Origin of the sequence: Bacillus sp. J14TS2, assembly GCF_018333015.1 — a bacterium.
Lineage (GTDB): Bacteria > Bacillota > Bacilli > Bacillales > Bacillaceae_C > Lederbergia.
Genome location: NZ_BORE01000012.1, coordinates 137,045 through 157,156, shown reverse-complemented (window position 1 = coordinate 157,156; position 20,112 = coordinate 137,045). Strand labels below are relative to the sequence as shown.

Below are 20,112 nucleotides of genomic sequence, written 5' to 3'. Positions count from 1 at the left end.
TCAAGATGAGATTTCCCTAGGCGTAAGCCTTAAGACCCCTGAAAGATGATCAGGTTGATAGGTCCGAGGTAGAAGTGTGGTGACACATGTAGCTGACGGATACTAATCGGTCGAGGACTTAATCAAACAAAAAGCGGAAGTGCCCGTTTAGCGACGTAAAAACTTCCTAGTTTCTGACGAGATAAAGGAAACACAGTGAGTCCAATAGGGCGAACTGATGTTGACTTATCGTAGGAAGAAACGTAGAAGTTTTCTAGTCGCTGGGCACTGGAGCTGGATTAATAATGGTGTTTCTCGTTTATCTTCTTCTTTATCTGGTTTTGAGAGAATAACTCTCTTTTTATATAGCATTTAGAGGATCTTCTGCTAAGATCGCTCACATCCTGTGAGCAACGCAGAAGTCAGCACCTCTTGTGCAAGTCTGGTGGCAATAGCGAAGAGGTCACACCCGTTCCCATCCCGAACACGGTAGTTAAGCTCTTCAGCGCCGATGGTAATAGGGGGCTTCCCCCTGTGAGAGCAGGACGTTGCCAGGCAAATGAAAGACACCTTCTTCACGAGGGTGCCTTTTTTTGTGATAGTTAAATACCGATTCTAGGGATGAAAAATGGTAAAGAAATAATGAAAACTTGCAGCATTTTCTGAATATGATATAGTATAGTTGAAAATAAAATACCGTTTACTACCACTAGGGGAGTCTTAAGAGACTGAGACACACGCAATTAAGGTGTGGACCCTTGGAACCTGATCTGGTTGGTACCAGCGTAGGGAAGTGGGGCCTGCTTTTTTGTATACTTTTATAAAAGCAATCCGCTTCCTTATTTATTTCAGGGAGCGGATTTTTTTATTGTTAAGGAAACTATAAAATTCTTGGCTTGTGGATAACTGCTTATGTCGCGGTCGGCATCCAGCTCCAGCGCCCAGCGACTAGCAAACTTTCAGCTTCTTCCTACGATAAGTCAACATCGGCTCATGCTTCGCCGTGTATCCTTTATCTCGTCAGAAGCTTAAAAAGTTTGTACGTCGCTAAACGGGCGCTTGCGCTTTTGTTCTTGCGATTGTCCGAAAGTTCCCTACTTTAAGGCGATGAGAAGTCAAGTAAGTCTGAGTGAGGGGACAACGGATGCTAACCCCTATAAGTCTCGTTACGTTAGTGGGGAAGTGCTGCGTAGATTAAGGTCACCACGTCTGCATGTTTTTATTTGCATGTAACTACATTCTGTAGGCTTAATCACCCGTTGATAGTAAGTCAGGCTATAATAATATATTTTTAGGTGAGGAGGAAGAAAGAATGGAGGAATATTCTTTTCTGCATAAGGTGAGGACAGAAACACCTTTAATTCATTGTATTACCAATATTGTCGTAGCTAATTTTCAAGCGAATGGTTTATTAGCTTTAGGCGCTTCCCCTGTTATGGCGGATGCAGTAGAAGAAGTTGCTGAAATAGCCGCGGCTGCAGATTGCACGGTCTTGAATATAGGCACTTTAAAAAAAGACACAATTGAGACAATGATATTAGCGGGAAAGAGTGCCAATCAGAATGGGAGTCCTGTTGTACTTGATCCAGTTGGTGCAGGGGCGACTGCATTTCGAAAGGAAATGGTATTTCGCATTTTAAATGAGGTGAATGTTTCACTGATTCGTTGCAATGCCGGAGAATTAGCTACCATAGCTGGGATCGAATGGCATGCACGTGGTGTGGATGCTGGTGAAGGAGAGAGCGATTTTCGCATGCTTGCTAAGGATACAGCCCAACGTTTTGATTGTACCGTGGCTGTCACAGGCGCAGTTGATATTTTGAGTGATGGGAAAAAGGTGAGTGAGATTGCTGGTGGCCATTCACTCATGTCGAAAATAACGGGGGCTGGTTGTTTATTAAGTGCGGTCGTTGGTGCTTTTCTGGCAGTAAGTGCTGGAAAACATTTTGATGCGACTTTTGAAGCTTTGCAATTTTATAAAAAAGCTGGGGAAAAAGCTGCACAAAAGTCTCAGCAACCAGGTCATTTTGCTGTTCACTTTTTAGATGAGCTCTATTCATAATCTAGTAATCTTGAAAGGGGAGAATCATATGACGTATGTAGCATTAACGATTGCTGGATCAGATAGTGGTGGAGGAGCAGGGATTCAGGCTGATCTGAAGACTTTCCAAGAATTGGGAGTGTTTGGTACTTCTGCTTTGACGGCTGTTACCGCTCAAAATACGCTTGGAGTTCACGATGTATATCCAATGAATGCAAACGAGGTCAAAAAGCAAATTTGTGCAGTCATGGATGATTTTCCAGTAACCGCTGTAAAAACAGGCATGCTATTTTCGGCAGACATTATTTATGAGGTTGTTGACACATTGCAGTTTTATCAAGTAGGAAATTTAATCATTGATCCAGTCATGATTGCTAAAGGGGGTACTTCATTATTGCAAAATGAAGCGGTGGAAGCTTTAAAGGAGGGACTCTTGCCTAGGGCTTCTATTATTACTCCCAATATTCCTGAAGCTGAGTTGCTAACAGGAATAAAAATTGTGACAGCAATAGATATTGAAAAAGCAGCTGAAGTTTTATTGGAGGGTGGAGCGAGCTCTGTGATAATGAAGGGGGGACATCTTGATAATAAAGAATATGCTGAAGATTTATTTATGTCTTCATGTGGAAAAAAGTTTCGATTGCGTTCTGAGCGTATTCATACAAAAGATACGCATGGAATAGGTTGTACGTTTTCAGCAGCGATTGCAGCATTCGTAGCAAAGGGAATGAGTTTGGAAGAAGCGGTCATGGAGGCGAAAGAGTATATCCATGCTGCCATTAAAGAAGGTTTACATTTAGGAAAGGGACATGGACCAACAAATCATTGGGCATACCGATCCTACAAAGAAGCGACAAAGGAAGTGGTCTTGCTTGATTAAAAATAAGTTGCACTTGTACTTCATCATGGGAAGTGTGAATACGCAGTGCGATCCATTAGAGGTATTAGAATTGGCTTTACAAGGTGGCATTACCTGTTTTCAATTGAGAGAAAAAGGTGTTTCCTCATTACAAGGACGGGATAAATATTTGTTCGCTGAAAAATGTATGAAGCTATGTAAAAAGTATAATGTGCCTTTTATTATAAATGATGATGTGGATTTGGCGCTAGCTCTTGATGCAGACGGGGTCCATGTTGGCCAAGAAGATGAGACTGCTTCGTTGGTACGCGAAAAAATAGGTAAAGATAAAATCTTAGGAGTTTCCGTACATACTATAGAGGAAGCTACGTTAGCTCAAAAAGCGGGTGCAGATTATGTAGGGATCGGACCTGTCTATGCGACTTCAATCAAAGAGGATGCAAGAATTCCAGCAGGAACTACAATGATTAAACAAGTTGCATCTCAGTATCCTAATCTGCCAATTGTGGGAATTGGCGGTCTTACGAAGAAGAACCTGGTGCCTGTGTTAAAGGCTGGAGGTTGTGGCATTGCTCTTATATCAACGATTGCTTCATCACTAGATCCGCGAAGTAGCGCAAAACAATTACGAGAAAGGATTGAAGAGAGCCTGGAAAAGGAGGGGGGGTTAAGTGAACACTCGTAAGATGATTATTATGGCAATGTTTGTAGCAATTGCTGTTGCTGGGTCTAGCTTTATTTCTTTTCCAGCTGGAATTGCACGAGCCTATCCGATCCAACACGCCGTCAACGTCGTAGCAGCTGTCACCCTTGGACCTATAGGTGCTATCATTATAGCCATGTTAACTGCGCTGATCCGCATCTTGTCAGGGACAGGTTCTCTACTAGCATTTCCTGGAGGGATGATTGGTGCATGCATAGCTGGTGTATTATTTAAGCGCTTTGGGAAAGTTTGGTTATCCGGGCTGGGGGAACTGATTGGCTCAGGGCTGATTGCTTCTCTTATCGCAGTTCCCTATGCAAAAATATTGATGGGGACTACAACAACGGCTTTCTTTTTCTTTCCTTCGTTTTTTGTCTCCAGTGCAAGTGGCATGCTGATTGGAATCATATTGGCCGCACGCTTGCGAAGAGCTGGTGTGCTGAATCGAATCAATCAAATCTCTTAGTAATAATGAAATCCTATTCCTAATAAAGATATTAGGATAGGATTTTCTTTTATGGTTTAATAGATGATAAAGTAAAAACGTCTTTCTTTGCCTAAAAATATTTGCTTATTAAGGTGATCAAGGCGCTTGCGATTTTGTTGTAGCTTAGACAACTATAAAATTGTTGCTTGTGGATAAGTTGTAATTTTGAGTTTTGTCGTCTAGCTCGAGCGCCCAGCAAACTTTCGATGCCTGCTCGCGTATGTCAACATCCCTTCTCTTTCAAGGTTATGGCAGTTTCCTTATTAGTAAAGTTTGTACATCGTTAAACGGGCGCTTGCGCTTTTCTTAGACTGTGTTCATCAATAAAAAACGAAGAGAGCTTCATTCCTTCTCTTCGTCCTTTTCGTTGTTGCCAACTTATTGAACAGCTGCTTTTCTTTGTGCAGCTTTCTCTTTTTGGCTTTAGTTACTTTTTGAAACAAGGAAAAGGATTGTCTATGAGAGCGCTACGCACCAAAAATCCAGTGAAAACGGAGAAAAAAGGTACGTAGAAAGTTCTACGCACCAAAAATCCAGTGAAAACGGAGAAAAAAGGTACGTAGAAAGTTCTACGCACCAAAAATCCAGTGAAAACGGAGAAAAAAGGTACGTAGAGAGTTCTACGCACCAAAAATCCAGCGAAAACGGAGAAAAGTGGTGCGTAAGGCGGCGCGTTTTTAGTTGTTCATCCTTACTATGAAAGTTTGTACGTCGCTAAACGGGCGCTTGCGCTTTTGTTCTTGTTAAGGAAACTATAAAATTCTTGGCTTGTGGATAAGTTATAATTTTGAGTTTTGTCATCCAGCTCCAGCGCCTAGCCCCTCGAGGTCAAATAACCCTGAACCTATGAAGGGAAAAGCCCCTTCCTAGGTTCAGGAACATTTGCTTGTCGGGGCTGATCAAGGCGCTTGCGCTTTTGTTCATTTTTATGCTCAAATAAGAATGGATGTCTTTTGTAAGGGGTACATGTATAGAGATAGGATCGTGGAATTACAATGTTTTAATGAGAACAAATCTAGATGGAGGGTATTTATGCTGCAAAATAGTCTTATCATGGTTGTTATTATTTTGGTCATTAATGTTGTATATGTTTCCTTTTTTACGATTCGGATGATTATGACGTTAAAAGGGTATCGCTATATGGCCGCATTAATTAGTATGGTTGAAATTGTGATTTATGTTGTGGGTCTAGGTCTCGTTTTGGATAATCTAAATCAAATTCAGAACGTAATAGCCTATGCGGTTGGCTATGGGATTGGAGTAATAGTTGGAACGAAAATAGAAGAAAAAATGGCGCTTGGTTATATTACTGTCAATGTTATCACAAAAGAATATGACCGAGATCTGCCTAAACAATTACGGCAGGCAGGTTATGGTGTGACAAGTTGGGCAGCTCAAGGACTAGAAGGAGACCGAATGGCACTTCAAGTATTAACTCCGCGTAAAATGGAATTAAAATTATATCAAACCATTAAAGAGCTTGATTCAAAGGCCTTTATCATTGCCTATGAACCGAAAACTATTTATGGTGGATTTTGGGTAAAAGCAGTAAAGAAAGGTAGATTGCATCGATGAAAAAGGATTTTGAAGTAATAGACAATGAGAGTATCGAAGAGTGTTTAAAAAGAATGGAAAAAGAAGGCTACATTCCGATTAAACGAAGCGAAAAACCAATTTTTAAAGAAGAAAAACGAAATGGAAAAGTTGAATACATCCCGGTTTCAAGAAAAATCGTTTTCAAAGGAGTGAAGAATGAGTAAAACACGAACGATGCATGCAGGTGAATATAAAATGTTCGATTTTTAATTGACATTCTCTTCCTAGGTTTGTTAAGATGAACGTAAGAGCAAAAGTTCAAGCACCAGTTTAATGACGTAATAGGATAACAGCTAAATTAGACTCAAACGGCGACGTTTTGTTGCTATTGTATGTCGCGACGCTGTACTGACTAACATCCTGTTGGCTTATCGCAGGACAAAGTTGAAAGTTTTGCTAGTCGCTGGAGCTGGATGCTGAAACATTAAGTTAGAACTTATCTACAAGCTAGAATTCTATAAATTCCTAAGCAACAAGCAAGGCCTCATATATAATGGGGATATGGCCCATACGTTTCTACCTGATCACCGTAAATGATCAGACTATGAGGAAGTGGAACTTTGGGAGCTTATACATATTTTTTACTCCTGGATAGTCTGCTTTCTGTCATAGAATGCAGACTGTCCTTTTTGTGTTTTGAAAAAGTTGGTTAGTGCTAGTAATACAGTATAATCCTTTAGAAAACGATGGAGGGATCAACATGGATGTGGAAATTGGGATAGTGATGGGGAGTACTTCTGATTGGGAAACGATGAGACATGCATGTGCTGTATTGGATGAGTTAGCCATTCCCTATGAAAAGAAAGTTGTTTCCGCACATAGGACACCTGACTATATGTTTGAATACGCAGAAACGGCGATTGACAGAGGGCTAAAGGTGTTGATTGCTGGTGCGGGCGGGGCAGCCCATCTGCCAGGTATGCTTGCAGCTAAAACGGTATTACCAGTTATTGGCGTGCCAGTAGAATCAAAAGCTTTAAAAGGAATGGATTCTCTATTATCAATTGTACAAATGCCTGGTGGTGTTCCTGTTGCTACAGTTGCTATTGGGAAAGCAGGAGCGACAAATGCCGGCCTGTTAGCCGCACAAATATTAGGGGCAGAATGTGAACAAATCCAAAGGCGTCTGATTGAAAGAAGAGAGGCTTTAAAAGAAAAAGTTTTAGAAAGCAGTGATCAGCTTGTCTAGTACATTTATTAAACCAGGGCAAACGATTGGAATTATTGGTGGAGGTCAATTAGGAAGAATGATGACCTTAGCAGCGAAGGAGGCTGGTTTTAAGGTGATCGTCCTTGAGCCTTCCTCACAATCTCCTGCCGGTCAGGTTGCCGATAAGGAAATTGTTGCAGCTTATCATGATCGTGATGCCTTAGACTTACTAGCACAAAACAGTGATGTGATTACATATGAATTTGAAAATATCGATTACGAGTCTCTAAAATGGTTATCTCAAAAAGCTTATATTCCGCAAGGGGCCGATTTAATTAGGATTACTCAAGATCGAATCTTAGAAAAACAAGCGCTGACAAAAGCAGGTGTTGAAGTTGCTCCTTATCATGTTATTCGCAAGAAAGAGGATCTTGAACAAGGCATTCAGATTATAGGTTATCCTGCCGTTTTAAAAACAACGCGTGGTGGCTATGACGGAAAAGGACAATTCGTGATAAAAAGACGCGAAGATATAGAAGAAGCAGTCGATGTGCTAGAACAAGGACCGTGTGTATTGGAAGCATGGATTCCCTTTGAAAAGGAAATTTCGGTTGTAATGACAAAGGGAGTAACGAATGAGCTGGCATGTTTTCCAGTAGGGGAGAATCTCCATATTCATAATATTCTCCATAGAACCACTGTACCAGCAGGAATTTCTGTAGAGATTGAGCAAAAGGTTCATCAAATTGCGAGCCAGATCGCCGACTATCTAGATTTAGTTGGGACATTAGCTGTTGAGTTATTTTTAACGAAAAACCAAGAAATCTATGTAAATGAATTGGCGCCAAGACCGCATAATTCCGGACATTATACAATTGAAGCCTGCAATATTTCACAATTTGGTCAGCATATAAGAGCGATTTGTGGTTGGCCTCTACAAGAAATACAATTGTTGCGTCCAGCAGTTATGATCAACATTTTAGGACAACATGTCCAATCTGTTATAGAAGAAATTCCACGAAAACCAAATTGGTCCATTCATCTTTATGGAAAAGATCAGGCTAAACAAAACCGAAAGATGGGCCATATAACAGTGTTAACGGAGAATATTGTAGAAACAACACAAGAGTTGAACTCGACAAACATTTGGCTAGAAACAAATGAGTAAAAAGGTCTACTGCAAACAAGTAATTTATCGCTAACAAATAAATTTTGAGCATCTATTGGTCGTTACTAAAAAATAGATTCATATTCTTCCAAATATAAAGGAGAGAAATAAAATGACATATAAAGTAAAGGTATTTGTTACGCTAAAGGAAAGTGTGATCGATCCCCAAGGATCTGCAGCAACAAAGGCATTGCAAAAATCAGGCTATCCTACGGTAAAAGAAGTGAGAGTGGGCAAATTAATTGAGTTGCAAGTTGAAGAAACAGAGGGAGATCTTTCTACAACGATCGATGAGATTTGTAAAAAGCTCCTTGTGAATCTAGAAGTAGAAGAGTATAGTTTTGAAATCGAAGAGGGGGCAGCTCAGTGAAGGTTGCGATCATTGTTTTTCCAGGAACAAGCTGTGAAGATGAGATTTATACTATCTGTTCTAATCAATTAAAACTTGAAGTAGATTTCATTCATGATGATGAGACGAATTTAGATGAGTATGACGCCATATTCCTACCAGGAGGAGCTTCCTATGGAGATGCCATTCGCCCGGGAGCAATTGCTGCCTTACAGCCTGTGATCAATGCGATAAGGAAAGCAGCAGATGCGGGAAAACCAGTGCTTGGGATTGGTAATGGTTTTCAAATCCTTACAGAAGCTAGGATATTACCAGGTACTCTACTAAAAAATGATCGGTTGAAATTTAATTGTGCATCTATGAAACTAGTTGTTCAGAATAATGATACGTTATGGACCAAGAACTATGAACAGAATGAAAAGATTTCAGTTCCAATTGCTCATGGATATGGCCGTTATCATTGTGATCCCGAAACATTACAAATATTAAAAGACAACAGCCAGATTGTATTTACTTACGCGGATGAAAATCCTGATGGTAGCACAGAATCAATTGCTGGTATTTCCAACCAAGCGGGTAATGTTGTTGGCATGATGCCCCATCCTGAACGAGCGGTAGAGGAAATTTTAGGGAGTGTAGATGGAATCAAACTTTTTCAATCGATAGCAAGAGATGGGAGGCAGTCATATGACGCATGAACCAACACCAACACAAATTAAGGGAAACAAAATTTATCGTGAAATGGGTATGACCGATGAAGAGTTTGCTCTAGCTGAAAAGATGCTAGGGAGAACACCGAATTATACAGAGACGGGCTTATTTTCTGTTATGTGGTCAGAACATTGTAGCTACAAAAATTCAAAAGCCATTTTAAAAACATTTCCAACAGAAGGACCTCAAGTGTTACAGGGACCTGGAGAAGGTGCTGGAATTGTAGATATTGGTGACAATCAAGCCGTTGTATTTAAAATTGAAAGTCATAACTCACCTTCTGCGATTGAACCTTATGAAGGTGCGGCAACCGGTGTTGGCGGTATTATCCGTGATGTATTTTCAATGGGGGCCAAGCCAATTGCGTCTCTAAATTCTTTAAGATTTGGAGAGTTGGATTCACCAAGAGTCCGGTACTTACTGGAAAAAGCAGTTGAGGGAATTGGCGATTATGGGAATAAGCTTGGAGTTCCCACAGTAGGAGGAGAAATCCAATTCGATTCTGCCTATGAAGCAAACCCACTTGTGAATGCGATGGTCGTTGGCCTAATTGATCATCAAGATATGCAGAAAGGGCAAGCAAAAGGCGTCGGAAATACCGTGATGTATGCTGGATCTCCAACGGGGCGTGATGGGATTCATGGGGCGACTTTTTCTTCATCTGAATTAGCGGAGGAAGCAGATGAGCAGGAACGGGCAGCTGTGCAAGCAGGTGATCCATTTACAGAAAAACTACTGATGGATGCTTGCTTAGAATTGGTGAAATCTGATGCTTTAATCGGCATCCAGGATATGGGAGCCGCTGGACTTACAAGCTCTGCAGCTGAGATGGCAAGTAAGGCAGGATCTGGTTTGGAAATGAACTTAGACCTTATCCCGCAAAGAGAAGCTGATATGACACCATATGAAATGATGTTATCTGAGTCACAAGAGCGGATGCTCCTTGTTGTTAAAAAAGGCAGAGAACAAGAAGTGATTGATCTATTTTCTCGCTATGACTTGGAAGCCGTAGCTTGCGGAGTGGTAACAGATGATCAAATTTTCCGTTTGCTGCACAAAGGTGAAGTTGTTGCAGAGGTTCCAGCAGATGCTTTGGCGGAAGATGCCCCTGTATATCATAAACCATCTAAGGAACCCGGCTATTTTCAGGAATTCCAAGCAATGGCTTCTGAGATTCCTGAAGTATCTGATTATACTGACACGCTTGAAAAATTATTACAGCAACCAACGATTGCAAGTAAGGAATGGGTGTACAGTCAATTTGATCAACAAGTGGGGAATCAAACGATTGTCAAACCAGGATCGGATGCTGCTGTTGTGAGAATTAAAGATACCCAAAAGGCGATTGCAATTACAACTGATTGTAATGCTCGGTATATTTATTTGGATCCGGAAACTGGTGGAAAAATTGCTGTGGCAGAAGCAGCAAGAAATGTAGTTTGCTCCGGGGCTGAACCTCTGGCAATTACAGATGGTTTGAACTTTGGTAGCCCGGAAAAACCAGAAATCTTTTGGCAACTCGAAAAATCAGCGGCAGGTATTCGTGAGGCTTGCTTGGCTTTAGAAAGTCCAGTTATTAGTGGGAATGTGTCCTTGTTTAATGAAAAAGGTGGCAAAGCCATTTATCCAACACCCATAATCGGAATGGTTGGATTGATTAAAGATCTAGCTCATATTACAACACAAAGTTTTCAAGCTGCTGGTGATCTGATTTATATGATCGGTGAGACAAAAGAAGAGTTCGGTGGAAGTGAGTTACAAAAGTTGGTGCATGGAGAATTTTTCGGGAAAGCCCCAGAAATCGACCTACTTGTTGAAGTAAAAAGACAAAAACAATTATTAGAAGCGATTCGCAGTGGCAAAGTTGCTTCTGCCCATGATATTTCAGAAGGGGGAGCAGCGGTTGCCATAGCTGAATCTATCTTCGGAACGGATTTAGGGGTAGAAGTGGAATTATCAGGTGATCCTGTTGCAGCGCTCTTCTCGGAAACACAGTCTCGTTTCATTGTATCTGTAAAAGCCAAAGATCAAGCAGCATTTGAAGAGATTGTTGAAGATGCAAAACAGATCGGAATAGTCATCGAGAGATCTGAACTAGTTATAAAAAATGGTCGTCAATCACTGATTCAAACGGAAGTAAAAAAATTGGAAGATGCCTGGAGAGGAGCTATTCCATGTTTGCTGACATCAAAGGATTAAACGAAGAATGTGGTGTTTTTGGAATCTGGAGACATCCGGACGCTGTCCAAATTACGTATTATGGACTACACAGTCTTCAGCATCGAGGACAAGAAGGTGCAGGAATTGTTGCGACAGATGGAAGCAGTTTAAAAGGGATTCGCGGTGAAGGTCTGGTAAATGATGTTTTTAATAAATCGAACCTTGCCAGTTTGCCGGGTGAAAATGCGATCGGCCATGTGAAATATGGGGGAGCAGATAAGGGTGGATTGGAAAACGTTCAACCGCTTCTCTTCCATTCCTCCAGTGGAAGTCTGGCTTTAGCGCAAAATGGAAACTTGATTAACGCACTGGATTTAAAACATCAATTAGAGATGCAAGGGAGTATTTTTCAATCGACTTCAGACACGGAAGTACTTGCCCATTTAATTAAACGCAGTGGTTATTTAGCAATGAAAGATAAGGTAAAGAATGCTCTTTCCATGGTGAAAGGCGCTTATGCGCTTATTCTTTTAACAGAAAATGAGTTGATTATTGCTCAGGATCCCAATGGGCTACGGCCATTATCGATTGGAAAAGTTGGAGATTCCTACTGTGTATCATCAGAAACATGTGCCTTTGATTTAATTGGAGCGGAATTTGTTCGTGATGTAGAGCCCGGGGAATTGATTATTATTAATGATGAGGGGTTACATAGTGAACCTTTTGCTCTATCTACTTCACGTGCCATGTGTTCAATGGAATATGTATATTTCTCAAGGCCTGACAGTGATATCCAAGGGATAAATATTCATACAGCAAGAAAGAAGCTTGGAAAAGTTTTAGCCAAAGAAGTCAATGTTTCTGCTGATGTCGTGACAGGTGTCCCTGATTCTAGTATTTCCGCTGCGATTGGTTTTGCTGAAACGATGGGCATTCCCTATGAAATGGGCTTAATTAAAAACCGTTATGTTGGCAGAACGTTTATTAAGCCTTCTCAAGAACTTCGAGAACAGGGCGTGAAGATGAAGCTTTCTCCTGTTCGAAAAGTGGTTGAAGGAAAACGCGTGATTATGGTCGATGACTCAATTGTTCGTGGGACAACGAGCAAACGGATTGTGAAAATGTTAAAAGAGGCCGGTGCAACCGAAGTTCATGTATGTATTAGTTCTCCTCCGATGAAACATCCTTGTTTTTATGGGATTGATGTATCATCACATGAGGAATTAATGGCCGCTACTCATAGTATTGATGAAATGTGTGACATTATTGGAGCTGACTCCTTAACATTTTTAAGTGTTGAGGGGATGTTGGAAGCGATTGGCCGAAAGGAATATGGAAAGAATTGTGGGCAGTGCGCCGCCTGTTTTACTGGGGAATATCCAACGGAAATATATCCAGATACACTATTACCTTATGAAAAAGAAATGAGTCGATCTTGAAGAGAAAATAATATGAGGGGGCACACGATATGACAAATGCCTACCAGCAAGCCGGAGTAGATATTGAAGCCGGATATGAAGCGGTTGAAAGAATGAAAAAGCATGTTCAAAGGACAAACCGATTAGGTGTGCTCGGCCAATTGGGTGGTTTTGGCGGTGTGTTTGATTTATCGCAGCTGCATTTACAGGAACCGATATTAGTATCAGGTACAGATGGGGTTGGCACAAAATTAAAACTGGCCTTTATGATGGAGCGGCACGATACAATTGGGGTTGATTGTGTTGCGATGTGTGTGAATGATATTGTAGTACAAGGAGCAGAGCCTCTTTATTTTCTTGATTATTTAGCTGTTGGAAAAAACATTCCAGAAAAGATTGAACACATTGTCAGTGGCATTGCCAATGGTTGTGAGCAAGCTGGATGTGCTATAATTGGCGGGGAAACAGCAGAAATGCCGGGACTATATGAAGATAATGAATACGATTTAGCGGGATTTGCTGTTGGAGCATGTGAGAAAAAGCAGTATATTACAGGAGAAACGATTCAAGAGGGGGATGTGTTAATTGGATTAGCGTCCAGTGGCATCCATAGCAATGGCTATTCTCTTGTGAGGAAAATATTCTTTGACCAACATGCATTGTCATTACAGGAAAAGCTACCTGAGTTATCCCGTCCTTTAGGGGAAGAGCTACTGACTCCGACCCGTATATATGTGAAGTCTGTATTAACTGCTTTAGAGCAGCTAGATATTAAGGGGATGTCTCATATTACAGGCGGGGGCTTTGTTGAAAATATCCCGCGCATGCTTCCAGAAGGGTTAGGGGCCGTTATTCACAACGGATCATGGCCAGTTTTACCTATTTTTCATGCTTTAGAAAAATACGGTGAGCTAAAGCAAAAGGAAATGTTTAATATTTTTAATATGGGAATCGGATTTGTCATTGCCGTGAGTGCGAAGGATGCAGAGCAAGCAATAAAGACCTTTGTGGAGCAGGGGGAAAAGGCGTATAAAATTGGTGTGGTTACAGAGGAAACAGGCATTCAATTTGTCGACAGGGAGAGGAAATGATGAAGAGAATCGCCATTTTCGCCTCAGGAACAGGTAGTAACTTTCAAGCGATTATCGAAGCTGTACGAAAGGGAAATCTCCATGCAACGATTGCCTTATTAATTTGTGATAAACCAGAAGCGCCAGTGGTAGAGAAAGCTAAGAAGGCTGATGTTCCAGTTTTTACATTTAGTCCGAAAGAATTTGCATCAAAAGCAGTTTTTGAATCAATCATATGTGAACAGCTTCAAAATGCAAAGGTAGATTTTATTGTACTTGCAGGTTATATGAGATTAATAGGCCCCACTTTATTACAGGCATATCCGAACAAAATTATTAATCTTCACCCATCCTTACTTCCTGCTTTTCCAGGGAAAGCTGCGATTAAGCAAGCAGTTGAAGCAGGTGTGAAAATCACCGGAATTACAATTCATTATGTAGATGAAGGGATGGATACAGGCCCCATTATCGCTCAAAAGGCTGTGCCTATCGATGATGAAGAAACGCTTTTAGATGTGGAAAGGAAAATTCATCAAGTCGAACATATCTTTTACCCACAAACTTTACAAAAACTGTGTTTGAGAGAATAAGAGGAGGAGTTTAAGTGAAACGAGCTTTGATCAGTGTCTCTGATAAAACAGGAATTGTTGATTTTACAAAAGGACTTGTAGATCTAGGATTCGAAATCTTATCTACTGGCGGAACCAAAAAGGCATTAGAAGAAAACCAAGTTCCTGTTAAAGGTGTAGAGGAGATTACTGGTTTTCCAGAAATATTAGAAGGAAGAGTAAAGACACTGCACCCACTTATTCATGGAGGATTACTAGCGAAAAGAGATTCAGAGGATCATCTGAAACAATTGGCAGAGCAAGGGATCCAGCCGATTGATCTTGTTTGTGTGAATCTCTATCCTTTTCAAAAAACAATTGAAAAGTCCGATGTTACACCGGAAGAAGCGATCGAAAATATTGATATTGGCGGTCCTTCGATGCTGAGAGCAGCTGCTAAAAATCATGCTGATTTAACCGTTGTTGTAGATGCGGCGGACTATGATGAGGTGATTGGAGAATTAAAGGAGAAGGGGGCTGTTTCTTCCTTATTTAAGCGTAAATTGGCTGCTAAAGTTTTTCGTCATACGGCCGCTTATGATGCGCTTATCGCAGAATATATGACAGAACTAGCCGAGGAAGAAGAACCAGAACGTGTCACTTTTACATATGAATTAAAACAAAGCTTACGATATGGGGAAAATCCGCATCAACAGGCCGCTTTTTATCAGCATCCACTAGGATCTAAATTTTCTATTGCTAATGCAACGCAATTACATGGTAAAGAACTATCTTACAATAATATCCGCGATGCAGATGCTGCTTTGCAAATCGTGAAGGAGTTTACGGAGCCAGCAGCAGTGGCTGTGAAGCATATGAATCCATGCGGGATTGGGATTGGAGATTCCATTGCTGCTGCTTTTAAAAAGGCTTATGAGGCAGACTCCACTTCCATTTTTGGCGGCATCATTGCTTTTAATCGCGAGGTGGACCGGGAGACGGCCACACAATTGCATGAAATATTTTTAGAGATTGTTATCGCTCCTAGCTTTGCACAGGAAGCTTTGGAGGTATTACAAGCGAAAAAGAATATTCGCCTCTTAACAATACCTTTTGATGGGTCCCATAAACAGGAAAAAGTTTTAACCTCTGTAGAGGGAGGATTACTTGTTCAAGACCAAGACGCCTTTACATTTGAAGATGGAAATATCTCTATTCCAACAAAAAGAGAGCCAACGGCTGAGGAGTTAGCGGATTTGAAACTTGCATGGAAAGTGGTAAAACATGTCAAATCTAATGCAATTGTTGTTGTAGGAGATAATATGACACTTGGTATTGGGGCAGGGCAAATGAATCGTGTTGGGGCCGCTAAAATCGCGATAGAGCAAGCAGGGGAACGGGCAAAAGGAGCAGTGATGGGTTCTGACGCTTTCTTCCCGATGGGAGATACAGTGGAAGAGGCTGCTAAAGCAGGCATTACAGCAATTATCCAGCCAGGTGGCTCCATTCGCGATGAAGACTCGATCAAAGAAGCTGACAAACACGGAATCGCCATGGTATTCACGGGAGTACGCCACTTTAAACATTAAGTCAAGTCGAGAAAAGCGAAGGCTCCTGTTAAGCTACGCACAAACTTTCTAGGGGCCTGACGAGATAAAGGAAACACGGCGAAGGATGAGCCGATGTTGACTTATCGTAGGAAGGCACCGAAAGTTTGCAAGTAGCTAGGAGCCGGAGCTGGACAAAGAAAAGCGGAGACTCCTGTTAAGCTATGTGCAAACTTTTATAATAAGGATGAACAGCTAAAAACGCGCCGTCCTGGCGGCAGACTCAAACGCGACGTCCTGTCGCTTCGTCTGCACTAGTACATCCTGTACGTCGCAACGCTGTTCTGACCTACATCCTGTATCCCTGAGATAAAGGAAACACGGTGAAGGATGAGCCGATGTTGACTTATCGTAGGAAGAAACCGAAAGTTTGCTAGTCGCTGGGCGCTGGAGCTGGACAAAGAAAAGCGGGAAGGGAGGAGTAATATGAATATTTTAGTTATTGGCAGTGGTGGCAGGGAGCATGCCCTTTGTAAAAAAATAAAAGGGAGTAAACTCGTTTCTAAAGTATATTGTGCTCCCGGAAATGGTGGAATTAGTGAAGATGCAATCTTAGTCCCGATTCAAGAGATGGATTTTTCAAGTCTAATTCAATTTGCACGAGACGAAAAAATTGACCTTACGATTGTAGGGCCAGAAGTTCCGTTGGATGCTGGAATTGTCGATGAATTCGAGGCGGTTGGTTTGAGAATATTTGGGCCGAGAAAAAATGCAGCGATTCTTGAGGGAAGTAAAAATTTTGCTAAGAACCTTATGAAGAAATATAGTATTCCCACTGCTACTTATGAAACTTTCACTTCCTATGAAGCAGCAAAAGCATATGTGCATGAGAATGGCACACCAATTGTTATCAAAGCAGATGGGCTTGCAGCGGGAAAAGGTGTCGTTGTGGCGATGACAGAGGAAGAAGCCAATCAAGCCTTAGAGGAAATGTTAATCAACTCGAAGTTTGGAGAATCATCTGCCAAAGTGGTGATCGAAGAATTTTTAGAGGGAGAAGAATACTCATTAATGGCTTTTGTGAATGGTGAAGCTGTTTATCCGATGGTGATCGCCCAAGATCATAAACGTGCTTTTGACGGTGATCAGGGACCGAACACTGGCGGGATGGGGGCTTATACACCTGTCCCACATATCTCTTCACTAGAAGTGGAAAAAGCAGTTGAGGAAATTCTCCGTCCAACCGCTAAGGCAATGGTTCAAGAAAATCGCCCGTTTACTGGGATTTTATATGCTGGATTAATTCAAACACAGCAAGGGACAAAAGTGATTGAATTTAATACGCGCTTCGGAGATCCTGAAACACAGGTCGTTTTAGAAAGATTGGAAACAGACCTCGTGCAACTTTTACTTGACTTGTTAGATGAAAAAACACCTGAATTGGTGTGGTCAGATACAGCAGTTGTCGGTGTTGTATTAGCGGCAAAGGGCTACCCAGCTGAGTATAAGAAAGGTGTTCCATTACCGGAGCTCGATTTCTCAGGGACAAATGTATCGATCTATCATGCGGGAACTCGTCGACCTGTACAAGAAGGGCCGTATTACTCAAATGGTGGAAGATTACTATTGATGGCGGCGAAAGCGGACTCTATATCAGCTGCTGTGAATCAAGTTTATTCAGAAATGGCAAACATAACGGAAGATGAGTTTTTTTATAGAAAAGACATAGCTGCCAAAGCATTAGTAAAAGTGGATGGGTGATAGCCTATCCGCTTTTTTTATTGCTTAGCGTACTATAAAATTGTTGCTTATGGATAAGGTATAATTTTGAGTTTTGTTGTCTAGCTCCAGCGCCCAGCGACTAGCAAACTTTCAGCTTCTGTTTGCGTAAGTCAACATCGGCTCATTCTTCGCCGAGCTGTCTAGCTACAGACGGCAGGAGCGAGAGACTCGCATGAAGTGAGTCCATCGGTATTTCGACAGGATGTCGAGGCTTTAACCGATGTTACAAAAAAGGAATATTCCCTATAAAATTTAGGAGGATGTTGGGGATTACTTCTGTGAAATCGGTGAATAATGTGCTTATGACAAAGAACTTGCGAATAGATCGAAAAGATAATGAAAAAGACAAATATAGCAGAGGTAACCACTTATTCGTTACAACTGTTTTACCATTCTATTACAATTCATGAAAATGTGCGATTGAGGGATAGTTCCTAACGTCTTAAAAGGGTATAGTGTGTTAGAATGACATTAAAAGGATGTTCAAAAAGTCCGGTAAAAATGACACTTCGAGATAAAGGAACTTCGACTAGTTACCGACACGTCCTGTGTCGAACGTCGAAGTCACCACATCCCGTGGAAGCTCGTTGGCTTGTTTCTCTGCTGTTCGAAACTGCGCCGCCTCGAACTTTCGACGTACAGGATGTACTAGTGTCGGCGTTGCTGACAGGACGTCAGCGTAGTCACCGACTTGGTTCTTTTTATCCTCCTTTTTGGACACACATTTTTAAGAAAGACGATTTGGATGGGAGGATTAGGATGTTAGAACAGAGATTTAGATGGAAAAACAAGCAAATTCGCGAACAAATATCTGTTTTAGATGGTAAAGTATCTCCTTCAATTTTGCTAAAAAATGCCCGTTTTTTACATTCAACTTTACATGAATGGGTAGTTGCCAATATATGGATTTTACATGATCGCATTGTTTATGTTGGAAAAGAAATACCAAAGCAGCTAAAGGATTGCGAAGTGGTGGATTGTTCTGAATGGACGCTGGTCCCCGGCTATATAGAGCCCCATGTTCATCCGTCCCAATTATATAACCCGCACACTTTATCTCGCTTTGCTGCGCAAACAGGTACAACGACACTAATTAATGATAATCTTCTTCTTTTCTTGCACTTAAGCAAAAAGAAAGCGTTTTCCTTGATGGAACAATTGAATGAATCCCCTATTACGATGTACTGGTGGGGGCGCTATGATGCGCAAACAGCTATGGGAGAAGAGGAGCGAGTTTTCACGAATAGGGAGGTGAAAGCCTGGCTTGAACATAAGGCTGTTGTTCAAGGGGGCGAATTAACAGGCTGGCCTAAACTGCTTGATGGTGATGACCTAATGCTTTATTGGATTCAGGAAACGAAACGGCTTGGAAAAAAAGTGGAAGGTCATTTCCCGGGTGCCTCAGAAAAAACATTGGCGAAAATGAAGCTGTTTGGGGTAGATGGTGATCATGAAGCAATGACAGGTGAAGAGATATATGAACGCTTGCTCCACGGCTATGCAGTATCACTTCGTCATTCGTCGATCCGTCCTGATTTGCCTGTACTATTGCAAGATATGAAACGACTTGGGCTCACTCAATATAATTCTCTTATGATGACGACAGATGGATCAACCCCTGCCTTTTACAAGCAAGGGATGGCGGATTATCTTATTCGGCTGGCAATCGAGAATGGTGTCCCTATTATAGACGCGTATCATATGGTTTCCTATAATATTGCTCGCTATTTTAATCTTGCCTCTGAGCATGGGCAAATTGCAACAGGGAGAGTAGCGAATATTAATTTCCTTACTAATGAACACGATCCAACACCTCACTCTGTTTTAGCAAAAGGGCAGTGGGTGCGAAAAGAGGGGAAAAAGATTCCTTTTGATGATCATATCCATTGGTCGCTATATGATTTAGACCCGCTTCAGTTAGATTGGGATCTTAAGCGAGACGATTTGCAGTTTTCCATGCCTTTTGGTATAGAGATGGTGAACGATGTGATTACGAAACCATACACCACTCGTATTGATTTAGCGATTGACCCATTACCTGAGAATCAAGATGAAAGTTATTTGATGCTGATAGATCGCAAAGGAAAATGGCGCATTAATACGATGATCAAAGGCTTTGCAAAATCGCTTTCTGGTTTTGTTTCTTCTTTTTCTTCTACAGGTGATATCATTGTAATGGGAAAAAGAAAAGAAGATATGTTACTGGCATTTAAAAGAATGAAAGAGATTGGTGGAGGCATTGTATTAACAGAAGAAGGAAAGGTTATTTTTGAAATGAAACTTTCTCTTGCTGGGTTAATGTCAGATCTACGATTGGAGGATCTAGCACAAGAAACGGAAACATTAAAGGATCTCTTAGTGAAGAGAGGGTATCCATTTACAGATCCGGTTTATTCTTTGTTATTTTTTTCAGCCACTCATTTGCCGTATATCCGTGTTACTCAAAGTGGATTATACGATGTGATGAACAAAAAGGTACTCTTTCCGACATTAATGCGTTAAAATAGTAGATGTAAAAATCGTTTTAGATATAGGAGTTGGCAT

Annotated in this window: 17 protein-coding genes, 2 rRNA genes and 2 riboswitches; all 19 genes read left to right on the top strand. The window is 41.2% G+C overall.

The window, feature by feature from the left end; all coding sequences use genetic code 11:
- Positions 1-126: ribosomal RNA gene (locus tag KI375_RS18540) — 23S ribosomal RNA — on the top strand; the annotation flags it as partial.
- A 294-nt stretch (positions 127-420) separates the two neighbouring features.
- Positions 421-536: ribosomal RNA gene (gene rrf / locus KI375_RS18535) — 5S ribosomal RNA — on the top strand.
- Between the two features lie 144 nt (positions 537-680).
- Positions 681-788: riboswitch (TPP riboswitch) on the top strand.
- Positions 789-1,291: 503 nt separating this feature from the next.
- Positions 1,292-2,041 (top strand): hydroxyethylthiazole kinase, encoded by a 750-nt coding sequence (thiM, locus tag KI375_RS18530; RefSeq protein WP_212974926.1) that lies wholly within the window; start codon positions 1,292-1,294, stop codon positions 2,039-2,041.
- A gap of 28 nt (positions 2,042-2,069) precedes the next feature.
- Positions 2,070-2,900: a bifunctional hydroxymethylpyrimidine kinase/phosphomethylpyrimidine kinase gene (gene thiD, locus KI375_RS18525; protein ID WP_212974925.1), complete on the top strand. Its 831-nt coding sequence runs from the start codon at positions 2,070-2,072 to the stop codon at positions 2,898-2,900.
- Positions 2,893-3,564 (top strand): thiamine phosphate synthase, encoded by a 672-nt coding sequence (thiE, locus tag KI375_RS18520; protein ID WP_280528660.1) that lies wholly within the window; start codon positions 2,893-2,895, stop codon positions 3,562-3,564. Before thiD ends, thiE begins: the two co-directional genes overlap by 8 nt.
- Positions 3,551-4,048 (top strand): energy coupling factor transporter S component ThiW, encoded by a 498-nt coding sequence (thiW, locus tag KI375_RS18515; protein ID WP_212974923.1) that lies wholly within the window; start codon positions 3,551-3,553, stop codon positions 4,046-4,048. Before thiE ends, thiW begins: the two co-directional genes overlap by 14 nt.
- Before the next feature lie 1,053 nt (positions 4,049-5,101).
- The gene (locus tag KI375_RS18510; RefSeq protein WP_212974922.1) at positions 5,102-5,644 is read left to right on the top strand and encodes a DUF2179 domain-containing protein; all 543 of its coding nucleotides are present in this window, start codon (positions 5,102-5,104) and stop codon (positions 5,642-5,644) included.
- Positions 5,641-5,829, top strand: coding sequence for an NETI motif-containing protein (locus KI375_RS18505; protein WP_212974921.1), 189 nt, complete (start codon positions 5,641-5,643; stop codon positions 5,827-5,829). The genes KI375_RS18510 and KI375_RS18505 overlap by 4 nt, the downstream gene beginning before the upstream one ends.
- Positions 5,830-6,129: 300 nt before the next feature.
- A riboswitch (purine riboswitch) is annotated at positions 6,130-6,230 on the top strand.
- 135 nt (positions 6,231-6,365) lie between these two features.
- Positions 6,366-6,854, top strand: coding sequence for a 5-(carboxyamino)imidazole ribonucleotide mutase (purE, locus tag KI375_RS18500; RefSeq protein ID WP_212974920.1), 489 nt, complete (start codon positions 6,366-6,368; stop codon positions 6,852-6,854).
- Entirely contained in the window at positions 6,847-7,983 is a 1,137-nt protein-coding gene (gene purK, locus KI375_RS18495; RefSeq protein ID WP_212974919.1) for a 5-(carboxyamino)imidazole ribonucleotide synthase, read from the top strand. Before purE ends, purK begins: the two co-directional genes overlap by 8 nt.
- Before the next feature lie 112 nt (positions 7,984-8,095).
- Positions 8,096-8,353, top strand: a complete 258-nt coding sequence (purS, locus tag KI375_RS18490) for a phosphoribosylformylglycinamidine synthase subunit PurS (protein WP_212974918.1) — start codon at positions 8,096-8,098, stop codon at positions 8,351-8,353.
- Positions 8,350-9,030, top strand: coding sequence for a phosphoribosylformylglycinamidine synthase subunit PurQ (gene purQ, locus KI375_RS18485; RefSeq protein WP_212974917.1), 681 nt, complete (start codon positions 8,350-8,352; stop codon positions 9,028-9,030). The genes purS and purQ overlap by 4 nt, the downstream gene beginning before the upstream one ends.
- Positions 9,020-11,242, top strand: a complete 2,223-nt coding sequence (gene purL / locus KI375_RS18480; RefSeq protein ID WP_212974916.1) for a phosphoribosylformylglycinamidine synthase subunit PurL — start codon at positions 9,020-9,022, stop codon at positions 11,240-11,242. The genes purQ and purL overlap by 11 nt, the downstream gene beginning before the upstream one ends.
- The gene (gene purF / locus KI375_RS18475; RefSeq protein ID WP_212974915.1) at positions 11,218-12,642 is read left to right on the top strand and encodes an amidophosphoribosyltransferase; all 1,425 of its coding nucleotides are present in this window, start codon (positions 11,218-11,220) and stop codon (positions 12,640-12,642) included. The genes purL and purF overlap by 25 nt, the downstream gene beginning before the upstream one ends.
- Positions 12,643-12,671: 29 nt before the next feature.
- Positions 12,672-13,712 (top strand): phosphoribosylformylglycinamidine cyclo-ligase, encoded by a 1,041-nt coding sequence (gene purM, locus KI375_RS18470; RefSeq protein ID WP_212974914.1) that lies wholly within the window; start codon positions 12,672-12,674, stop codon positions 13,710-13,712.
- A complete protein-coding gene (gene purN, locus KI375_RS18465) occupies positions 13,712-14,281 on the top strand; it encodes a phosphoribosylglycinamide formyltransferase (protein ID WP_212974913.1) in 570 nt (189 codons plus the stop codon). The genes purM and purN overlap by 1 nt, the downstream gene beginning before the upstream one ends.
- 14 nt (positions 14,282-14,295) lie before the next feature.
- Complete coding sequence (purH, locus tag KI375_RS18460) at positions 14,296-15,828, top strand: bifunctional phosphoribosylaminoimidazolecarboxamide formyltransferase/IMP cyclohydrolase (protein WP_212974912.1); 1,533 nt, start codon at positions 14,296-14,298, stop codon at positions 15,826-15,828.
- Positions 15,829-16,272: 444 nt separating this feature from the next.
- Entirely contained in the window at positions 16,273-17,547 is a 1,275-nt protein-coding gene (purD, locus tag KI375_RS18455) for a phosphoribosylamine--glycine ligase (protein WP_212974911.1), read from the top strand.
- Between the two features lie 780 nt (positions 17,548-18,327).
- Complete coding sequence (locus KI375_RS18450; RefSeq protein WP_212974910.1) at positions 18,328-20,070, top strand: adenine deaminase C-terminal domain-containing protein; 1,743 nt, start codon at positions 18,328-18,330, stop codon at positions 20,068-20,070.
- Positions 20,071-20,112: the final 42 nt, after the last annotated feature.

Excerpts from the sequence above, each read along its gene's own strand:
- purL (WP_212974916.1), top strand. The coding sequence starts at position 9,020 with ATGACGCATGAACCAACACCAACACAAATTAAGGGAAACAAAATTTAT.
- purM (WP_212974914.1), top strand. The coding sequence starts at position 12,672 with ATGACAAATGCCTACCAGCAAGCCGGAGTAGATATTGAAGCCGGATAT.
- thiM (WP_212974926.1), top strand. The coding sequence starts at position 1,292 with ATGGAGGAATATTCTTTTCTGCATAAGGTGAGGACAGAAACACCTTTA.
- purF (WP_212974915.1), top strand. The coding sequence starts at position 11,218 with ATGTTTGCTGACATCAAAGGATTAAACGAAGAATGTGGTGTTTTTGGA.
- KI375_RS18450 (WP_212974910.1), top strand. The coding sequence starts at position 18,328 with ATGTTAGAACAGAGATTTAGATGGAAAAACAAGCAAATTCGCGAACAA.
- thiD (WP_212974925.1), top strand. The coding sequence starts at position 2,070 with ATGACGTATGTAGCATTAACGATTGCTGGATCAGATAGTGGTGGAGGA.
- purD (WP_212974911.1), top strand. The coding sequence starts at position 16,273 with ATGAATATTTTAGTTATTGGCAGTGGTGGCAGGGAGCATGCCCTTTGT.
- KI375_RS18510 (WP_212974922.1), top strand. The coding sequence starts at position 5,102 with ATGCTGCAAAATAGTCTTATCATGGTTGTTATTATTTTGGTCATTAAT.
- purN (WP_212974913.1), top strand. The coding sequence starts at position 13,712 with ATGAAGAGAATCGCCATTTTCGCCTCAGGAACAGGTAGTAACTTTCAA.
- purE (WP_212974920.1), top strand. The coding sequence starts at position 6,366 with ATGGATGTGGAAATTGGGATAGTGATGGGGAGTACTTCTGATTGGGAA.
- KI375_RS18505 (WP_212974921.1), top strand. The coding sequence starts at position 5,641 with ATGAAAAAGGATTTTGAAGTAATAGACAATGAGAGTATCGAAGAGTGT.
- purS (WP_212974918.1), top strand. The coding sequence starts at position 8,096 with ATGACATATAAAGTAAAGGTATTTGTTACGCTAAAGGAAAGTGTGATC.